Source organism: Bradyrhizobium sp. R2.2-H, from assembly GCF_004346455.1.
Classification (GTDB): Bacteria; Pseudomonadota; Alphaproteobacteria; order Rhizobiales; family Xanthobacteraceae; genus Bradyrhizobium; species Bradyrhizobium diversitatis.
Genome location: NZ_SMBR01000024.1, coordinates 15,202 through 32,589, shown reverse-complemented (window position 1 = coordinate 32,589; position 17,388 = coordinate 15,202). Strand labels below are relative to the sequence as shown.

Below are 17,388 nucleotides of genomic sequence, written 5' to 3'. Positions count from 1 at the left end.
TCTCTCTTTTTTTGTGTCGAATTTCTAGGGATCGTCAGGTCGTGCGGCTCACCTCCGCAATGCGCGAGGCGGCGAGCTCGACGAACTCCTTGGTGATGCCGAAATGCTTTGACAAGGCGCGAACTGCCGCATCCGCATCGCGCTTCAGCACGGCAGCGACGATCGCCTCGTGTTCGCCCTCGACGTCGCGCGGCTTGCCACCGAGCTCGCGTCGGATCGAGAGACGGCGATATCTCTCACTCTGCTCGTGCAGTACGTCGCGGAAGCCGAGCAGCCATGGCGAGCCGCAGGCGTTGACGAGCGCACGGTGGAAAATGCGGTGACGGATCACCCATTCCTCGTAGTGCACGGTCGGATCATCGGGGTAGTGATAGGGGACGCCTTTCAGGTCCGCCCAGGTCGACTTCACCGACGCGAGCCAGACGTCATCGCCCCGCTCGATCGAACGGCGCAGCGCGAGGCCCTCGATGTCGATCCGGGTCTGGGTCACGTCGGCGAGATCGGCGAGCGACACCGGGCTCACGCGGAAGCCGCGCTGGTCCGACGCCTGCACGAGCCCGTCGGCGACGAGACGCGACAGAGCCTCGCGGACGGCGGCAAGGCCGACCGAAAACTGCTTGGCAAGGCCGGCGATGTGCAGCTTCTGGGCCGGCAGCAGCCGCGCCGCCAGGATATCGGCTCGCAGCCGCTCATGCAGCGCCGACGTCAGGCTGCGCGGACCATCGCCGGGGTTTCCGGACATGTCGAACTGAAGCGGACCCATTGCGGAATGATCGCAAGGCGCCATCACGCGGTCAACAGAAAATCGAAAATCGATTTTATCGACGCCACTGGCTATCCTGCTACTATTATGTCGGCGGCGTGCCCGGCCGCGATAATTTCCGCCTGCATGACTGCAGCAAGGATCCACGCCCACAACCATCTCGGCGGCACGACGCGGCCCTGCCAAGCCGTGCCCGAGATGAGCCCGCCTCTTGAAGGGAAAAGATATCCGAACTATGATATACAATGGATCCGTATATCATAGAGGGCTCCCATGCTTGTTTCCAAATGGGGGAATAGCTTGGCGGTTCGCCTGCCCAAGGCACTCGTCGACGCCCTGAACCTTTCGCCCGGCGACGAACTCAACGTGGTCGAAGCCTCGAAGGATCGGCTCGCAGTGGAGAAGATCGACAAGCGGGCGGAATTTCTCAGGCAAGCCGAGCAGTTCCACTTTCCCCTGCCTGACGACTACAAGTTCGACCGCGACGAGGCGAACGAGCGGTGAGGCCGTTCTTCGACAGCAATATCCTGATCTACGCCTATTCGACCGACATCCGCCGTCAGCGGGCACTGACCATGATTGCCGGCGGTGGCGTCATCAGTGCGCAGGTGCTGAACGAGTTCACCAATGTGTTGCGCAAGAAGCAGAAGCAGGATTGGCCGGTGATCGAGGCCGCCGTGCAGTCCCTGCGCTTTCGATTTCCCGATATCGTGCCGCTGACGTCGGACACGCACACGGCAGCGCTCGCATTGGCGCGCGATCACACCCTCGCCTTCTATGACGCCTTGATCGTCGCCGCGGCGATCGAGGCTGGCTGTGACACGCTCTACAGCGAAGATCTCCAGCATGGTCGCAGCTTCAGTGGGCTCACCATCGTCAATCCGTTTCCCGGGAGCACGCCGTGAACGCCCAAACACTCGTCGCAAAAGTTTGGAATTTCGCGCACGTGCTGCGTGACCAGGGCGTCTCCTATCAGGCCTATATCTCCTCTTCCTCAAGATGGACGAGGAGCGGGTCACGCAAATTTGGGAAGCCTCAAGGCTGCCCAAAGGTGCGCGCTGGGAGGACATCAAGGACCTCTCTGGTGAGGCGCTGAGTGAGACCTACGCCAAGTCGTTAGAGAAGCTCGTAAAGCAGGGCGGCATCATCTGCGCGATCCTCCTGAAGGCGCAGAGCGATATTCGGGACCCTGCCAAGCTCAAGGGGCTGGTCGGCTGATTGGCACCAGTGACGCGAATGCCAGAGACACCTCTGGGACAGGATGAGCCTTGGCCTAAAACCCGATGATGCCATCCTGCCAGTGTTTTGCCCGACGTGTCAAAATTTCCGTCCAACTCACGCCGTCGTCGCCGGTCGTCTCGGATGCCCGCGTAACCCATTGATCTTGCAGCCCCCGCCTACTGTGCATGGGGTTGTTTTCGCGCTTTTTGTCTCGACTACCCTCGCATCCGCACCGCCGCGGCATCCACGACGTTCTCCACCTCCTCGCGCCAGCTCAAAATCTCCATCGCCAGCACCGGGTGATTGAAGCCCTTGAGCTGGAGGTCGTCGAGGGCGCGGGCCTCGACCCAGGGCTCGACCATGCCGTAGACGCGGCGGCTGACCACGATCTGGTTGGGCTTGGCTTCGCCGCAGAGGCGGGAGGCGAGGTTGGTGACGCTGCCGATCGCGGCATATTCCAGCCGCTGCTCGAAGCCGACCTGGCCGAGCGTGGCATAGCCGAGCGCGATGCCGATGCCGAACCCCAGGCTATGCCCGCGGTTGCGCCAGCGCTCCGTCAGCGGGCCGATGGTGTCGCGCATCTCCACCGCCATCTTCACCGCGCGCCTGGTGTGGTCCTCGAACTGGATCGGCGCGTTGAACAGGATCATCACGCCGTCGCCGGCATATTTGTCGAGCGTGCCCTCGTACTTGAAGATCAGCTTGCCGAGCGCGGCGTGATATTCGCGCAGCACGTTCATCGCCTCTTCCGGCTCGGTCGCCTCCGTGAACGCGGTGAAGCCGCGCAGGTCGCAGAACACCACGGTCACCTCGCGGCGCTGGCTGGTGAGCAACCCCTCGGGGCTGTCGGATGAGGCGATCAGCTGCGCCACCTGCGGCGCCAGGAAGCGCTCGAGCTTGCGGATGCGCTCGATCTCGCCGAGCTGGGTCTTGACGCGCGCCTCCAGCGACTTGTTCCAGTCCTTGAGCTGCTCGGTCTGCTGCTTGAGCTTGTCCGCCTGGGCGCGCACGGTCGTGTTCGCCGCCTCCAGCGCGTGGCTCTTGTGGTCGACCTCGCTGAACAGCCGCGCATTGCGCATCGCCAGCACGGCCTGGTTGGCAAAGGTGCGCATCAGGCCGATGACGCTGCCGGCGAACTCGCCGCCGGCGCGGCGCAGAACCACCAGCGAGCCCAGCGTGCCCTGCTGGTCGATCAGCGGCACCACCAGCACCGAGTTGAAGCCGGCCGCGAGCGCTGCCTCGCGCAGCGGCTGCTCGGCGGCCTCGCCGAGCTCGGCAAGCGCGATCGGCTCGCCGCTGGCGGCGGCATCGCTCAGGATGTTCTCGCCCTGCTCGATGGTGACATGCGCGCCGTCGGCGGATTTGTCGATGCCGTTGGCCTCGACCAGGTTGAAGCGGCCCGCCTCGGCGTCGAAGCCGTAGATCAGCACCGCGTCGGCATGGGTGATCTCGATCGCGCGGGCGGCGATCGTCGCAAGCACGGCGTTGAGATCGAGCGAGGAGGCCACCGCGCGGCCGACCTCCTCCAGCACCTTGAGCTCGTGGATCGACTGCGCGAGGTCGCGGGTGCGCTCCTCGACCTTGGTCTCCAGGTTCGAATAGGTCTCCTGGATCTGGTCGGCCATGCGGTTGAACTGCCCGGCGAGGTCCTCCAGCTCGTCGGAGGTGTGCACGTCGATACGGTGGTTGAAATCGCCTTCGCCGAGCCTGTAGGCGCCGTCGCGCAGCGCCGTGATCGGGATGATCATGCGGCGTGCCAGCAGCGTGCCGGCGAGGATCGCGACCATCAGGCCCATGCCGATCAGCAGCGCGATGCGCACCAGCTGGTCGCGGATCGGCATCAGGGCCTGCGTGGCCGGCTGCTCGAACAGCACGCTCCAGCCGAGCTTCGGCACGATGCTCGCGGCGCTCATCACCGCATGGCCGTTGAAGTCGGTGCCTGACGTGTCCGGCTCGTGGCCGGGCGCGATCGCGGCTGCGACCTGCGGCAGCCTGGAGAGGTCCTTGCCGATCTCGGGCCCCTTCGAGGACGTCGCCAGCACGCGGCCGCGCGGGTCGACGACGTAAGCGAAGGCCGCCTTGCCGACTTGCGCGTCCGACAGGAAGTCGGAGAGGAAGCTGAGATCGATCTCGGCCACGGTGACGCCGGCGTTGAAGCCGGAATGCGCCACCGAGATCGACATCATCGGGGTGCGGTCGGCGAACCAGGCCGGTGCATAGCTGACGCCGCGGGCGACGGCGTCGGTGAAGCGCATGTCGCGGGAGAGGTCGGCATTGCCGCCGGTCGTGGTCGACTGCCGGGAGACGCGCAACACCTCGCGGCCGTCGCCATTGAGCTGGAACAGCTGGTTGACGTCGGAGACCTGGTGCAGCAGCGACGCATAGTCGGCGCGGCGCTTCTCCAGCGTGTCCTGGCTCGCCCGCGTCACCCAGCTGATCTGGCGGTCGAGCTCGGAGATCGACTGCTCGATCCGCCGGGCGGCTGCCTGCGCCTTGTCCTCCAACCCGTCGGTCAGCGACGTCCTTGTGGCGCGGTAGGAGATCCAGGTCTCCATCGCCCCGTTGACGGCGAGGACGAACACGACGAGGCCGACGAGGGAGACGACGTATTTGGCGAACAGGCCCCCGCGCAGAGATCGTGTCTTGTCGTTCGCTCCTGCCATCCCGATCCTCTCGCGCCGCCATCGACGTCGGCGCTGCGGGCCGTTCTACCACAATTTGGGCCATGGGGCCGTGGCCGGGCCGGCGGACCGGCCGGCGTGGTTACCCCCGGTGGAGTTCCGGGCCGGTGGAAGGGGCAAATTCCCGCGGCCTCATCCCGCTCTGAGAAAGCCGCAGGGGTCGAAGCCGATGCAGGGATTTGCCCGTGACATCCAGCACGACGGTCCTTCGGTCAGCGATTGAAGAGCTGTCGCAGCACGTCGTTCATTGGCTGACTGTCCTGCTGCGCCAGCGGCGGGTCCTCCAGCGCGGGGGCCGCAGGCGAGGCCTGCGGCGCCGGGGTGGAGGGCGTTGCCGGCACGCTGCGGTTGCGGACGGAGCCGGTGCCGGTCGCAGCGCCACTGGAAAGCCCCTGCTGGATCAGATTGCCGATCGCCTCCCCCAGCGGGCCGCCGAGCACATTGTTCTGCCCCGGCTGCTGGGCTTGCGGATTGGCATTGCCGCCGCCCGGCGCGTTGGCGCCACCCAGCCCGAGGCTGCCGAGGATGTTGCCGAGCCCGGCGCCGTCGGGGCCGAACAGGCCCTTGCCCATCTCGCGCAGCTTGGCATAGGCGGCGTCCGGATTGTCCAGCATGCCGGCCATATCAGGATAGATCCGCGGCTGCGACCAGCTGCCCTGGATCATCACGGGGATGCCGAAGCCGACCGGCTCGGAGGTGCGGCCCTGGCCTTCGGTCGTCATCACGAGCTTCGGCTCGACGCGAAAGCCCATCATCTTGGTGTCGAGCGCGATGGTGCCGGCGCCGGTGACGCGCACCAGCGGCCCGATCAGATTAAGATCGGTCGTCACCGCCTGGCCCTTGTCGATGCGGAAGGAGGCCGAGAGCTGCGACAGATCCGTGCTCTGTTCCTGACCGGGATCCTGACTGGCCTGCCAGCCGGACAGCGTGCCCGCCGTCAGCGAGCGGATCATCTGCGCGACGTTGATGCCGCGGATGGCGCCGTCCTGGAAATTGACGAAGGCCGTGCCCTGCATGTTCGCCATCAGCGCGCGCTGACTGTTGCCGGCGCTGCGCAGGGCGAGCTTGGCCTGCAGCTTGCCGTCGATGCGGTCGAATTCGGCAAGGCCCTGGAGCAGCGGCAGCGCGCGCACGCCGACGAGATCGGAATGCATGGCAAAGCTCGGCGCGCCGCTGGTCGCATCCAGGATCACCTCGCCCGAGACCTGGCCGCCATAGGCGCCGAGATTGGAGGTGCCGGCCTTCAGCACGCCGCCGGCGAGCTTGGCGTCGAGCGCCAGCGGCGCGATGCGCGCATCGCCGATCAAGGCTTCGTTCGCGGAGATCCGCAACTGCGCGTCGACATAATTGAGCCCGGACACGTTGATCGGCGCATCGCTCCAGGGCTGCCCCGCCGTGCCCTGCGGCGATTTCGCCATCGGCATCGCGAGCCGCTGGAAATCGAGGTCGACCTTGACCAGAGGCTTGCTCGCGATGTCGACCGAAGCCCAGCCGTTGAATGCACCGTCGCCGAGCCTGCCATTCACGCCGTTGATCATCACGACATCGCGGTTGAGCCGCATCTCGGCGTGTCCGGTGAGCTGGGACTTCAGCACGTCGGGCATGTCGATGGCGAAATCCACGGGAACGGTCGGCCGCTCGGCAGGCGATGCCGGCGCGGCCGCCTTGATGTCGAACTTGGTCGGATGATCGCCGACGCGCGCGGTGCCGGTGATATTGACCTTGCGGTCGTGGTCGACGGTCGCGTCGGCGTTGATGGCGCTGATGCGGCCCTCGACGCGATCGCGCAGGCGCGAGAATGCAACTTCGCCGTCGATCACCTTGATGCGGTCGATGGTGGCGCCATTGGTATCGAGCGCGAGCGGCTTCGACGGGGCGCCGGCACTCGGTAGGCGCTCCCGCAGCAGCGGCTGGTAGAGCACGGGATGGGTGACGACGAGCTCGCTGATCTCAGGGCGGCCGGACCATATGCTTGCGAGCGACATGTCGGCCTGCACGCTGTCGACCGTCAGGCGCGTGATGCCGCTGCGATCCCTGGGGTCGGCCAGCGTGAGGTCGTTCAGGGTGACGTTCAGCGTCGGCCACAGGCTGATCTTCGTGGTGCCGTCGATCGACAGGCGATAGCCGGTCGCGCTCTCGACGCGCGAGGCGATCGTGGAGGTCAGGAAGCCCGAGGGGATTCCCACCATCAGCAGGAGTGCGATCACGATGATGACGGCGGCCAAAGCTCCGCCGGCGAATTTCAATGCTCTCATGTCGACTTTCCAACGACGGATGATCGGCGTCGAACCCGGCAGATGACCCGTCCTTTGCGCCTTTAGTTTATCCCCGGACGGGAAGCGGCTCCAAGCGCGTAAAAATAGTCCGGGGGTGCTGCAAAGTTATGTGACTTATGACACACTTCTCCGGCGCGGTTTTACGCGATCCTGAAGTTTGATGGTTTCAAGCGATTTGACAGGAACAGTGACGTTCACAAGGACATTGAAATGAGCAAGCAGGCCGAATTTGCGGTCATCCTGAAGATGAACCCGATGTTCGCCGATCTCGGCGCAGACGAGCTCCAACGGCTGTCCAATCTCTGTCACACCCAGCATCTGGGGAACGGCGAGGTGCTGTTCCAGAAGGGCGATCCCGGGGACGCGCTGTTCGGCGTGCGCCGCGGCCAGGTCCGCATCGAGACCGGCGCCTCCGACGGCAGCCGGCTGACGCTGAATTTCATGGGCCCGGGCGACCTGTTCGGCGAGGTCGCGGTGCTGGACGGCCAGAGCCGTACGGCGGATGCCACCGCGGGCGAGGCGAGCGAATTGTTCGTGCTGCGGCGCGAAGATTTCCTCGGCTTCCTCGAGCGCGAGCCAAAGGTCGCGATCAAGATCATCGCACTGCTGTGCCAGCGCATCCGCTGGCAGAGCGAGCGGATGGAGGAATCCATGCTGCAGCCGCTGCCGGTTCGCCTGGCGCGGCGACTCTGCGCGCTCGCCGCCGATTTCGGCTCCGAGGTCCACATCTCGCAGGAGCAGCTCGGCGTCTTCGTCGGTGCCGCCCGCGAGAGCGTCAATCGCCAGCTTCAGGCCTGGCGCAAGGACGCCATCCTCGATCTGCAGCGCGGACGGATCCTGCTGCGGAACATGACCAAGCTGACCGCGATCGCGCGGAACGAGTAGGGGATGCGGCGGCTCGCGGCGTCCGATCTTCCTGCTCGCCGCGCACTCATCATCGCACCCAACCGGCGTCGTCCTCCGTTTGAGACGCGCGGTCCTACTCCGCCGCCGGGTGCACGAAGTTCTTCGGTGCGCGGGGCGCCTCCGCTGGTGCCGCTCCGTGATGATCGTCCGTCTCGGCATCCTCGCTGTGCACGATCAGCCGCTTGGCGAAGCGCCAGATCAGGGCGCCGAAATCGTCCATCACCATGAACATCGCGGGCACGAACACCAGCGACAGGATGGTCGAGAAGATCAGGCCGCCGATCACCGCGAGCGCCATCGGGGAGCGGAATTCGCCGCCGGCGCCGACCGCGAGCGCGCTCGGCATCATGCCCGCGGCCATCGCGATCGTGGTCATCACGATCGGGCGGGCCCGCTTCATGCCGGCGTCGATCATGGCTTCCTCGCGCGGCTTGCCGGCGCGAATGGCTTCGATCGCGAATTCCACCAGCATGATCGCGTTCTTGGTGACGATGCCCATCAGCATCAGGATGCCGATCCACACCGGCGTGGTGAGCTGCTTGCCGGTGACGAGCAGCGCGGCGATGGCGCCGCCGATCGAGAGCGGCAGCGAGAACAGGATGGTGATCGGCTGCAGGAAGGTGCCGAACAGCAGCACCAGCACGGCGTAGACCATCATCAGTCCCGCCGTGATCGCGGTCGCGAAGCCGTCGGACAGTTCGTTCAGGCTTTCCGCGTCGCCGGAGGGCGAGACCTTCACGCCCTTCGGCAGGGTCTTCATGACCGGCAGGTCGTAGATTTTCTTGGTGGCGTCGCCGAGCGCGGCGGAGCCGACGAGGTCGGCCGCGACGGTTGCCTGCCGCTCACGGTCGTAGCGGTTGATGCTGGTCGGACCCTGGTCGAGCTTGACGTCGGCGATGACCGAGAGCGGTACGCCGCCCTTCTCGCCGCGCTCGCCGAGCGGCACGCGGAGCTGCTCGAGCGTCTTCAGATTGCCGCGGGCGGCATCCTCGAGCTGCACCCGGATCGGCACCAGGCGGTCGCCGACGTCGAACTTGGCGAGCGCAGGGCCGACGTCGCCGATGGTGGCGACACGGATGGTCTGCGACAGGCTTTCGGTGGACACCCCGAGCCGTGCGGCGAGATCGGCGCGCGGTTCGATACGCAGCTCGGGACGCTCCAGCGAGGTCTCCGAGATGACGTTGGCGATGGTGGGAATGCGTTTCATCTGCGTCGCAAGCTCGCTCGCGACGTTGTTGACGATGTTGGGATCGACACCGGTCACCACCAGCGAGATCGCGCGCAGGCCGTTCTCGTCCAGGAACCAGAAGCGGATATCGGGAACGTTCTCCAGCTCCTGGCTGATCGAGAATTCAAGCTCGCGCTGGGTGATGTCGCGGCTGTTCTTGGGCGTGTAGTTGATGATCAGGGCGGCGCGCCGGACTTCCTGGGTTCCCGGCGGGACGCGCCCGCCGTCGACGAAGATGCTCTTGACCTCGGGCCGCTTGCGCAGGCGCGCGACGATGTCCTCGGTGACCTTTTCGGTGTAGGCGAGCTGGGTGCCCGGCGGCAGCTCGAGGGCAAGCAGCGAGCGGGCGCTGTCCTGCGCCGGCAGAAAGCCCTGCGGCAGCAGCGTGATGCTCCAGATCGAGGCGGCGAAGACGCCGAGGCCGATCAGCACCGTGATGAAATAGTGCTTCACCGACCAGGCCACGATCCGATGATAGGACCGCAAGATGCGGCCGGGCGGCGGTTCCACATGCGTATGGTGCTTGAGGAAGTAGGCGGCCAGAACCGGGGTGACGAAGCGGGCCGCGAGCAGCGAGAAGAACACCTGCACCGAGACGGTGATGCCGAACTGCTTGAAGAACTGTCCGGCAATGCCCGACATGAAGCTCGCGGGTGCGAAGATCGCGATGATGGTCAGCGAAATCGCGATGACGGCGAGGCCGATCTCGTCGGCGGCCTCCAACGCCGCACGGTAGGGCGATTTGCCCATGTTCATGTGCCGGACGATGTTCTCGATCTCGACGATGGCATCGTCGACGAGAATGCCGGTCGACAGCGTGATGGCGAGAAAGCTGACGAGGTTCAGCGAGAAGCCGAGCAGGTCCATCGCCCAGAACGCCGGGAAGATCGACAGCGGCAGCGAGATCGCGGCGATGATGGTGGCGCGCAGGTCGCGCAGGAACAGCAGGACGATGACGACGGCGAGGATGGCGCCTTCGAACAGGGTCGAGATCGCCGCGTGGTAATTGCCGTTGGTGTATTCGACCGAGGTGTCGATCACCTTCAGATCGACGTCGGGATAGGCCGCCTTGAGCGCGTCGATGCGCTTCTGCACGGCTTCGGCGACCTTCACGTCGCTGGCGCCCTTGGAACGCTTGATGCCGAGCGCGACCACCGGCTCGCCATTGAAGCGGGCGAAGGTGCGGCGGTCGGCGATGGTGTCGGTGACGGTGCCGAGATCGTCGAGCCGGACCTCGCCGCCGCCGAACAGCGGGATCATGGTGCCGGCGAGATCGCCCAGCGTCTTGGCGCCCGCGAGCGTGCGGATCGCCTGGTCGTTCTTGCCGATCTCGGCGCGGCCGCCGGCGACGTCGACATTGGTGCCGCGCAGGCTCTGGCTGACATTGACGGCCGTCAGGCCCATGGCCTGCAAGCGATCGGGATCGAGCGAGACCAGGATCTCGCGCTCGACACCGCCGATGCGCTCGACCTGCGCGACGCCGCGCACGCCCTGCAGCGCGCGCTTGACCACGTCGTCGACGAAATAGGAGAGCTGCTCCGGCGTCTTGCCGGGCGAAATCGCGGCATAGGTGACGATCGGCAGGCCGATGACGTCGACGCGCTGGATCAGCGGCTCGGTGACGTTCTGCGGCAGGTTGGAGCGCACGCGCGTCACCGCGTCCTTGACGTCGTTGAGCGCGCGGTCGGTGTTGGTCTCGAGCGCGAACTGGATCGTGGTGACCGACAGGCCGTCGGTGATCGAGGAGGTGATGTGCCTGACGCCCTCGACGCCGGAGACCGCGTCTTCAACCGTCTTGGTGACCTGGGATTCGAGCTCGGCTGGCGCCGCGCCGAACTGCGAGACCGCAACCGAGATCACGGGGATGTCGGCCGAGGGCAGCCGCGTCACCGCAAGCCTGGTGAAGGAGGTCCAGCCGAGAACCAGGAGGATGATCGAAAAGACGACAGACGGCAGCGGATGACGTATAGACCATGCCGAGATATTGAGAGCCATCAGCGTACCCGCGTGCGATCGAGTTCATCGGCGAACATGGTCTTGATCTGGTCGCCATCATGGAGCGAGGAGCCGGCGTCGGCCACGACGATTTCGCCGACCTCGAGGCCTTCCAGGATTTCCGTCGAGGTGTCGGACGACAGTCCGACCCGCACCTTGCGCGTCTCGACGACATTGCCTTTGACGACCTGCACCATCAGATGGTCGATCGCGGTCTTGGGGATCGAGACGCCGCAGCTGCGCTTGGCGTCGATCGAGGCGCGGGCGAACACGCCGACCTTGAGGGATGGATTGTTGGTGACGCTGATACGGACGCGCCCGAGCTGGGTCGTGCGGTCGATTTCGGGCGCGACCAGCCGGACGCGTCCGATCAGATCGGGCGCGTCGTCGCGGCTGATGCGCACGGTCGCGCCGGAACTGAGCTTGGACATGTGCACCGCCGGCACCTGGGCGTCGAGCTCGATCTCGTTGTTGACGGCGATGCGGAACATCGGACCCGCCTGCGGCGAGGCCGGCGCGCCAACGATGGTGCGGACCTCGGTGATGAGCCCCGGCGCAGGTGCTCTCAACGAGATCGGGCCTTGTGGGCCGGGTCGCTGCGGCTGCCCCGGAATCTGCGGCGGCGCAGTCAGGCGCGCCAGCTCCTGGTTGTCGGCGACAATGGCGCCTTCGGTGACCAGGAGGTCGGTGACTCTTGAGCCTTCCTGGTCGGCAACGACCACCGCCTCGCGGCGCGGCACGAAGAAGCCGGTCACCCGGACCAGGTCGGAGAAGCAGGCGTTGGTCGACTTCGTCACGATGACGAGCGCCTCGCCCGGCGTCTCCTTCGCTTCGGGGCGATGCCGATGCTCGAACAGATAATAGCCGACGCCGAGCACGGCGACGAACAGCACGGTTCCGGCCGGCTTGAGATATTGAGTCAGATTCATCGCCGGATCATCCTGGCCTGGCTCACGGCCGTCCGTGCGAGGCCCAGACAGAGCGTTTCCCTGAAATAAAGCGTCCCGCAAGGTTGCGGGACGCGCTTTGGAAGCGAGACCTTACACCACATCACGACTGTTCACTGTAAAGGATTACGTCGAGCTCACTTCGTCGATGAGCTCACTTCGACGCGGTAGTCTTGTTTTCCATGTTGACGACCTGCACGCGGCGGTTGACCTCTGCCAGCGGCTGGCTTGGATTCTTGAGCTTGCTCTTGCCATAGCCGACGGTGACGAGATCGGTCGCGGAGATGCTGTATTTCTCGACGAGGTAGCGCTTGATCGAATCGGCGCGACGCTCCGACAGGTCCTGGTTGTAGGCTTCGCCGCCGGCGGCATCGGTGTGGCCGGCGACCACGAAGGTCGAGCCCTTCAGGTCGGGACTGGTCAGCGCCCGGCCGAGCGCCTGCACCGACGGCATCGACTTGGCGCTGATATTGGCGGAGTTGTAGTCGAACGTGATTTCGAGATCGATGTTCGGCTTGTCCTTGACGACTGAAGCAATTTCCTCGCGCTCGGTCGACGACAGCGAGCGCGTCGAGCGGCCGCGCACGGACTGAATCAGCTTGATCTCCGCCGCGTTCGGCGCGGATTCGGTCTGCGGGCCGATCGAGAGGCCGCGGGTCAAGGGCTTCTTGGCTGGCGGCGCGAGCGCGCGAACGATCTCGTCCTCGGTGACATTCTTGCTGTTGCCGCCATCGCCTGCGTACGCGCGCGGCAATGACAGCGCGGCGCCGACGATGATGATGGACAGGATCGCGGTAAGTCCTTTTGCAGCCGATCTCATAGCCAGTCCCTCCTGCTCAGCCAGCTTGCGTGCTTCCAAATTCCGGCAACAAGCCTCGGAAAAGGCCTCTTGCGGCATCCGCCCATTAGTCTTTCTTGGCCCGTTCAAGGTTCGAGGCTTCGACGGCCTCAACTCGAAAAAATATCAACGCACTCCGTAGCTTGCGAATTCCTGAACGATGTTCGGATCCATCGCCTTGGCATTGGCGATGTCCAGCGCCCCTTCCTGGGCGGAGCCGTTGCGTTGCTTGGCAAGGCCCCGTCCGTAGAGCGAAGAGGTCAGGCGCGGGTTGATCTTCAGGGCCGCATCGAAATCGGCGATGGCGTTCTTCACCGCGCCCGACTTGAGGTTGACGAGTCCCCGGCTGTCCAGTGCATCGACGAAGTTCGGCCGAAGCCGCAGTGCCTCGTTGCAATCCTTCAGCGCGCCCTGGAGGTCACCGACCACGGTACGAGTCCAGCAGCGGTTGTTCAGCGCCTCGACGTCCTTCGAATTGATCCGGAGGGTGTCGTCGAAATCCTTGACCGCGAGGTTGTAGGCGCCCTTGCTGGCATAGACTTGGCCGCGCCGGTACAGCGCGTTCACGTCGTCCGGATTGGCGGCGATCTTGGCGGTCAGGCCCTTGATCGTGGGATCGTCAGCCAGCGCGGCGGCGCTGGGTCCGCTGTCGGTGCTCGGCGCGAGGCCGGGATCGATCGGTTTTACCGGCGGTGGCGGCGGAGGCAGGGCAGCCTCGATCTGTGGCTTCGGCGCGGGGGGCGGCGCGGGTGCGGGGGCGGGTGCAGCTGGCGCAGCAGGAGCGGGTGCCGCAGCAGTGTCGGCCGGCTTCGGCGGCGGAGGCGGTGCCGGCGGGGCGGGTGGTGCCGGTGGCGGGTTGTTGGCGACGACGGCCGGCGCAGCGGGAGGCGCAGGCGGCGGCGTCGTTGCGGGACGCGATCCGCCGGCGCCCGGAATGAACGAGAAATCTTCGGCCAATGACGAGGAAATCCACGGCACCTGCTCGCCGCGAGAGGCACGGGTGACGCCCATCTTGGTACGGTTCAGCGTCTCTTCGGCCATCAGGTCGGGAACGCGGATCTCCTTCAACAACTCCTGGACGAACAGGCTGTGGTCGCCACCGGCGTCCGAGACCACCGAGGCCAGCGCCGCCGAGTACATCACCAGCGTGCCGTTGGGCGCGATGACCGGGGTCAGGCCGGCCGAGAAGCTGCGGAACCGGCGCTCGAACGGATTGCGCCTGGACGCATCGATCAGCGCGATCTTGACGCCGGCGCCTCGGCTGTTGAGCTCGCCGAGCACGGTCTCGAGGCTGAAACCATCGCGGCGCACGTCGGACTCCGTCCAGATCTGCGCATCGACCGGCAGCAAGTAGCTCTGGCGCGCCGACTGGATGCCGAAACCGCTGAAGAACACCAGCGCCACCGATCCCGGCTTGATCTTGCCGTAAAGCTTGTCGAAGGCGCGGCGCATTCCGTCGCCGGTCAGGTTCTCGCCGATCTCGACCGAAAAGCCGTCCCGCTTGAGCTCATCGGCCACGTCGCGCGCATCGTTGATCGGTTCCTTCAGCGGAGCATCCGCGTCCGGATATTTGGCGTTGCCGATGACCAGCGCAAAACGGTCGCCGGCCGCAAGCGATGGGGCAGTCGGGACAAGCGAGACGAGCAAGGGCAGAAGGAAAAAGAAGCGAATTTTCATAATCAGCGCGGTCCAGCCAAAAGGGCGCCGTTCCAGCTTGCGCCGCTGCGACCTTAACTTACGCTTACCTCATTATCAAACCGGGGACGGGGGGGCGTCAACCGCTTGGAGATTCGGCATTATCGTAGCGATTGACCGCAACGTATGGGCGTGCCGCGAGGGGGATTAGACGGGCTGTCATGGCGGTACTCGGCGCGGCCTGGTTCGATCCTATCGGCAGCATGTAAGGGCAACCATGGCGATGAAAATGTGATTGGTCTCACATTGCGGGGCCGGCTCCCGACGCAATGCCCCGTTTGACCTTTCCTGCCGACGATGGCTTGGTGTGCTCGATCGTCCCAGAAGATCCAACTCAGAAAAGCAAGACCATGGGAAACGTCTACGAAATCTACGCCCTTCGCTACGCGACGATGTCGCCGCGCACCCCCAGCATGAACTTCCTGGCACCCGATCCACATGACAGTGCGGCGCAGGACCTCGACTATTTCGTCTGGCTGATCCGTGGCGGTGGCCGCGACATTCTGGTCGACACCGGTTTCAATGCCGAGGAGGCGAGCGCGCGGGCGCGCAAGCTGACGCTCAACCCGGTCGATGCGCTGGAGCGCTTCGGGGTTGCCGCATCTGCGATTCGCGAGGTCATCGTGACGCATCTGCACTACGACCATGCCGGCAATCTCGACCGCTTCCCGAATGCGCGCTTCCATCTCCAGGAGCGCGAGATGGCTTACGCGACGGGACGCTGCATGTGCAACGGACTGTTGCGACATCCGTTCTCGGTCGAGCACGTCACGCAGATGGTGCGCCATGTCTATCGCGAGCGCGTCAGCTTCTATTCGGGTGACGGCGAGGTCGCTCCGGGCGTCACCGTGCATCGTGTCGGCGGCCATTCCGACGGCTTGCAGGTGGTCAGAGTCGAAACCGCGCGCGGCCCGGTGGTGCTGGCCTCCGATGCCGCGCATTACTACGCGAATCTGCAGCGCAGGAGCCCGTTCCCGATCGTCTACAATGTCGGCGACATGGCGCAGGGGTGGGAGACGATCGAGCGCCTCGCCGGTCACCCCGATAGATACATTCCCGGTCATGATCCGATCGTGACGGAGATCTATCCGCGTGCCAGCGAGAAGGTCGACGCCTGGGCGCTGCATATGCCGCCGACGCGATCGTTTGCGAGATAGCCGCTGAGGCCTGCCCCACGCTCGTCGTCCCGGACAAGCGCGCCCAAAGCGCGCGTAGATCCGGGACCCATAACCCCCAGGGAGGAGTCGCCGCGCGAGCTGGCAACTCCGAGTCTTCGTCAAGCCCATCATGCCTCGCCACAGGCGGGGGGGGATTGATGGGTTTCGCTGACGATCTACCCATCCTGTGAGCTGACCTTTTCTTCGGACGCGTGCGGTCTCCGAGACGGGCGGCAGATATGGTGTCAACGAGCGCCGGCAGGATCCCCACAAGCAACGATATCGCGAGGAGATTTTCGAGCCGCTAGCTCCGGCGGAGAGAATACCGCCAGGTATCCTCTGTCCCCTGCGAGCCTATATGTGGCGACCTCGCGATAGCCGACGGCAGTCAATTCGCAGCGCAAGAGCGCAATTGGCGTGCCATGTTTCGGCGTCGGAAGCTCAAGATCGACAATTCCGACCCGCGCACCCTGCTTCAAGGAGGCCGCGAGATTGTAGAGGAAGGCATAGGGTTGCGCTATCTCGTGATACATATGCACAAGGATAGCGGCATCCAGCGAAGAAGCGGGCAGACGCGGGTCGTGTGGTTCGCCGAGCGCGAATTGCACGTTTGTCAACTTCAGAAGTTTTGTTCGCCTGGCGAGTTCGACGAGGTAATCCAGCGTGACGTCCTGGGCAACGACAGAGCCGGCGGGTCCGACGAGGTGCGAGAGCCTGACCGTGTGGTAGCCACCGCCTGCCCCAATGTCGCCGACTGTCATGCCTGGTTTCAGTTCAAGCAGACGTGCGATTTGACCGGCCTCATCGAGGGCATCGCGGTGCTCTTCAGCGGAGCGGCGGGGGCTGACGATTCTTGCAACAGGACGCTGTGGCGAGGGAAACTCGTTTGCAGCGACGCCAGGGGGAGCCAGATGACCTATGTCAGCGGCGTATGCGCGAGTTGCGACAAGCGCCACAAGGAGCATCGCTATATAAGCCAGTGCCGTCACGGGCCTACCAAGCTTCCTCAACAGGACCCTCAAACGCCGACGTCCGCGCCTCTATTAGTCCCTAATACGCCTGTTTTGCGTCGGCTTCGTCGCTGGTCTGGATCAGGTCGAGGCTCTGCTCGATCTTGCCGAGCAGGGCCGAGAGTTGCCTGCGCTCCTGCGCGGAGAGGCAGGCGAGGATCTCGTCCTCGCGCCGCAACAATTGCGGGAACAGCTCCTCGTAGAGCGCACGGCCCTTCCTGGTCAGTTGCAGCCGGAATTCGCGGCGGTCGGCCTCGTTCTCGACCCGTTCAATCAGATCGCTGTTGAGCAGCGTGGTCACCGCGCGGCTGATGGTGGATTTGTGCGTGCGGGTGCATTGCGCGATGAATTGTGCGCTGCAGGCGTCGTTGCGGAAGCCGAGGGTGGCGATCACGCGCCAGGCCGGAATGTCGAGGCCATGGCGTTCCTGATATTCGACCGAAAGCGCGGAACTGACCTCCGCTGCGAGCCGGTTGAGGCGGAACGGCACGAACTTGAACAGGTCGAGCCGTGGCTTTGACCGCGCCGAAGCCTCGCCGGCCTCGCGCGCTTTCAGCGCGATGTCGCTGGATGTCCTCGCCAAGGAAGCGCTCCGAATTCCAGTTGACGGCCGGCCGGCTCCGGTCCAAAATAGTTGCACGTGAGACTATCTAGCAGATCAGTCCTCTCCT

The 17,388-nt window shown here is 65.1% G+C and carries 14 protein-coding genes; 5 read left to right on the top strand and 9 right to left on the bottom strand.

The window, feature by feature from the left end; all coding sequences use genetic code 11:
- Window positions 1-34: 34 nt before the first annotated feature.
- Complete coding sequence (locus tag EDE08_RS36560; protein ID WP_131874483.1) at window positions 35-763, bottom strand: GntR family transcriptional regulator; 729 nt, start codon at window positions 761-763, stop codon at window positions 35-37.
- A 273-nt stretch (window positions 764-1,036) separates the two neighbouring features.
- Between EDE08_RS36560 and EDE08_RS36550 the strand changes: the two genes are divergently transcribed.
- The 3 genes from EDE08_RS36550 (at window position 1,037) to EDE08_RS36540 (ending at window position 1,981) form a co-directional block, all read left to right on the top strand.
- Window positions 1,037-1,267, top strand: coding sequence for an AbrB/MazE/SpoVT family DNA-binding domain-containing protein (locus EDE08_RS36550; protein WP_061880347.1), 231 nt, complete (start codon window positions 1,037-1,039; stop codon window positions 1,265-1,267).
- Entirely contained in the window at window positions 1,264-1,668 is a 405-nt protein-coding gene (locus tag EDE08_RS36545; protein WP_131874482.1) for a PIN domain-containing protein, read from the top strand. Before EDE08_RS36550 ends, EDE08_RS36545 begins: the two co-directional genes overlap by 4 nt.
- A gap of 94 nt (window positions 1,669-1,762) precedes the next feature.
- Window positions 1,763-1,981 carry a hypothetical protein gene (locus EDE08_RS36540; protein ID WP_245524992.1) on the top strand — a complete coding sequence of 73 codons (219 nt, stop codon included), beginning with the start codon at window positions 1,763-1,765 and terminating at the stop codon, window positions 1,979-1,981.
- Window positions 1,982-2,199: 218 nt separating this feature from the next.
- On the opposite strand, the gene EDE08_RS36535 is transcribed toward EDE08_RS36540, so the two are convergent.
- Both EDE08_RS36535 and EDE08_RS36530 read right to left on the bottom strand, forming a co-directional pair.
- Complete coding sequence (locus EDE08_RS36535; protein WP_131874481.1) at window positions 2,200-4,647, bottom strand: adenylate/guanylate cyclase domain-containing protein; 2,448 nt, start codon at window positions 4,645-4,647, stop codon at window positions 2,200-2,202.
- A gap of 230 nt (window positions 4,648-4,877) precedes the next feature.
- Entirely contained in the window at window positions 4,878-6,920 is a 2,043-nt protein-coding gene (locus EDE08_RS36530; RefSeq protein ID WP_131874480.1) for an AsmA family protein, read from the bottom strand.
- 231 nt (window positions 6,921-7,151) lie between these two features.
- On the opposite strand from EDE08_RS36530, the gene EDE08_RS36525 reads away from it, so the two are divergent.
- Window positions 7,152-7,826: a Crp/Fnr family transcriptional regulator gene (locus EDE08_RS36525; RefSeq protein ID WP_131874479.1), complete on the top strand. Its 675-nt coding sequence runs from the start codon at window positions 7,152-7,154 to the stop codon at window positions 7,824-7,826.
- 94 nt (window positions 7,827-7,920) lie between these two features.
- Here EDE08_RS36525 and EDE08_RS36520 read toward each other — a convergent pair whose 3' ends face one another.
- The 4 genes from EDE08_RS36520 to EDE08_RS36505 all read right to left on the bottom strand — a co-directional run bounded on the left by EDE08_RS36520 (window position 7,921) and on the right by EDE08_RS36505 (window position 14,532).
- Window positions 7,921-11,070 carry an efflux RND transporter permease subunit gene (locus EDE08_RS36520; RefSeq protein WP_131874478.1) on the bottom strand — a complete coding sequence of 1,050 codons (3,150 nt, stop codon included), beginning with the start codon at window positions 11,068-11,070 and terminating at the stop codon, window positions 7,921-7,923.
- Window positions 11,070-11,999 (bottom strand): RND family efflux transporter, encoded by a 930-nt coding sequence (locus tag EDE08_RS36515; RefSeq protein ID WP_035670616.1) that lies wholly within the window; start codon window positions 11,997-11,999, stop codon window positions 11,070-11,072. The genes EDE08_RS36520 and EDE08_RS36515 overlap by 1 nt, the downstream gene beginning before the upstream one ends.
- A gap of 172 nt (window positions 12,000-12,171) precedes the next feature.
- Window positions 12,172-12,837 carry an OmpA family protein gene (locus tag EDE08_RS36510; RefSeq protein WP_131874477.1) on the bottom strand — a complete coding sequence of 222 codons (666 nt, stop codon included), beginning with the start codon at window positions 12,835-12,837 and terminating at the stop codon, window positions 12,172-12,174.
- 144 nt (window positions 12,838-12,981) lie between these two features.
- Window positions 12,982-14,532, bottom strand: coding sequence for a caspase family protein (locus EDE08_RS36505; protein WP_131874476.1), 1,551 nt, complete (start codon window positions 14,530-14,532; stop codon window positions 12,982-12,984).
- A 368-nt stretch (window positions 14,533-14,900) separates the two neighbouring features.
- Here EDE08_RS36505 and EDE08_RS36500 point away from each other — a divergent pair, with 368 nt between their 5' ends.
- On the top strand, window positions 14,901-15,707 hold the full coding sequence (locus EDE08_RS36500; protein WP_131874475.1) for an N-acyl homoserine lactonase family protein: 807 nt from the start codon (window positions 14,901-14,903) through the stop codon (window positions 15,705-15,707).
- A 245-nt stretch (window positions 15,708-15,952) separates the two neighbouring features.
- Here the strand turns inward: EDE08_RS36500 and EDE08_RS36495 are convergent, their stop codons facing one another.
- Together EDE08_RS36495 and EDE08_RS36490 are read right to left on the bottom strand one after the other, a co-directional pair.
- Entirely contained in the window at window positions 15,953-16,672 is a 720-nt protein-coding gene (locus tag EDE08_RS36495; protein ID WP_131874510.1) for a methyltransferase domain-containing protein, read from the bottom strand.
- A gap of 85 nt (window positions 16,673-16,757) precedes the next feature.
- Window positions 16,758-17,300: a MarR family winged helix-turn-helix transcriptional regulator gene (locus EDE08_RS36490; RefSeq protein WP_131874474.1), complete on the bottom strand. Its 543-nt coding sequence runs from the start codon at window positions 17,298-17,300 to the stop codon at window positions 16,758-16,760.
- Window positions 17,301-17,388: the final 88 nt, after the last annotated feature.

Excerpts from the sequence above, each read along its gene's own strand:
- EDE08_RS36560 (WP_131874483.1), bottom strand. The coding sequence starts at position 763 with ATGGGTCCGCTTCAGTTCGACATGTCCGGAAACCCCGGCGATGGTCCG.
- EDE08_RS36550 (WP_061880347.1), top strand. The coding sequence starts at position 1,037 with ATGCTTGTTTCCAAATGGGGGAATAGCTTGGCGGTTCGCCTGCCCAAG.
- EDE08_RS36540 (WP_245524992.1), top strand. The coding sequence starts at position 1,763 with ATGGACGAGGAGCGGGTCACGCAAATTTGGGAAGCCTCAAGGCTGCCC.
- EDE08_RS36535 (WP_131874481.1), bottom strand. The coding sequence starts at position 4,647 with ATGGCAGGAGCGAACGACAAGACACGATCTCTGCGCGGGGGCCTGTTC.
- EDE08_RS36530 (WP_131874480.1), bottom strand. The coding sequence starts at position 6,920 with ATGAGAGCATTGAAATTCGCCGGCGGAGCTTTGGCCGCCGTCATCATC.
- EDE08_RS36525 (WP_131874479.1), top strand. The coding sequence starts at position 7,152 with ATGAGCAAGCAGGCCGAATTTGCGGTCATCCTGAAGATGAACCCGATG.
- EDE08_RS36520 (WP_131874478.1), bottom strand. The coding sequence starts at position 11,070 with ATGGCTCTCAATATCTCGGCATGGTCTATACGTCATCCGCTGCCGTCT.
- EDE08_RS36515 (WP_035670616.1), bottom strand. The coding sequence starts at position 11,999 with ATGAATCTGACTCAATATCTCAAGCCGGCCGGAACCGTGCTGTTCGTC.
- EDE08_RS36510 (WP_131874477.1), bottom strand. The coding sequence starts at position 12,837 with ATGAGATCGGCTGCAAAAGGACTTACCGCGATCCTGTCCATCATCATC.
- EDE08_RS36505 (WP_131874476.1), bottom strand. The coding sequence starts at position 14,532 with ATGAAAATTCGCTTCTTTTTCCTTCTGCCCTTGCTCGTCTCGCTTGTC.
- EDE08_RS36500 (WP_131874475.1), top strand. The coding sequence starts at position 14,901 with ATGGGAAACGTCTACGAAATCTACGCCCTTCGCTACGCGACGATGTCG.
- EDE08_RS36495 (WP_131874510.1), bottom strand. The coding sequence starts at position 16,672 with ATGCTCCTTGTGGCGCTTGTCGCAACTCGCGCATACGCCGCTGACATA.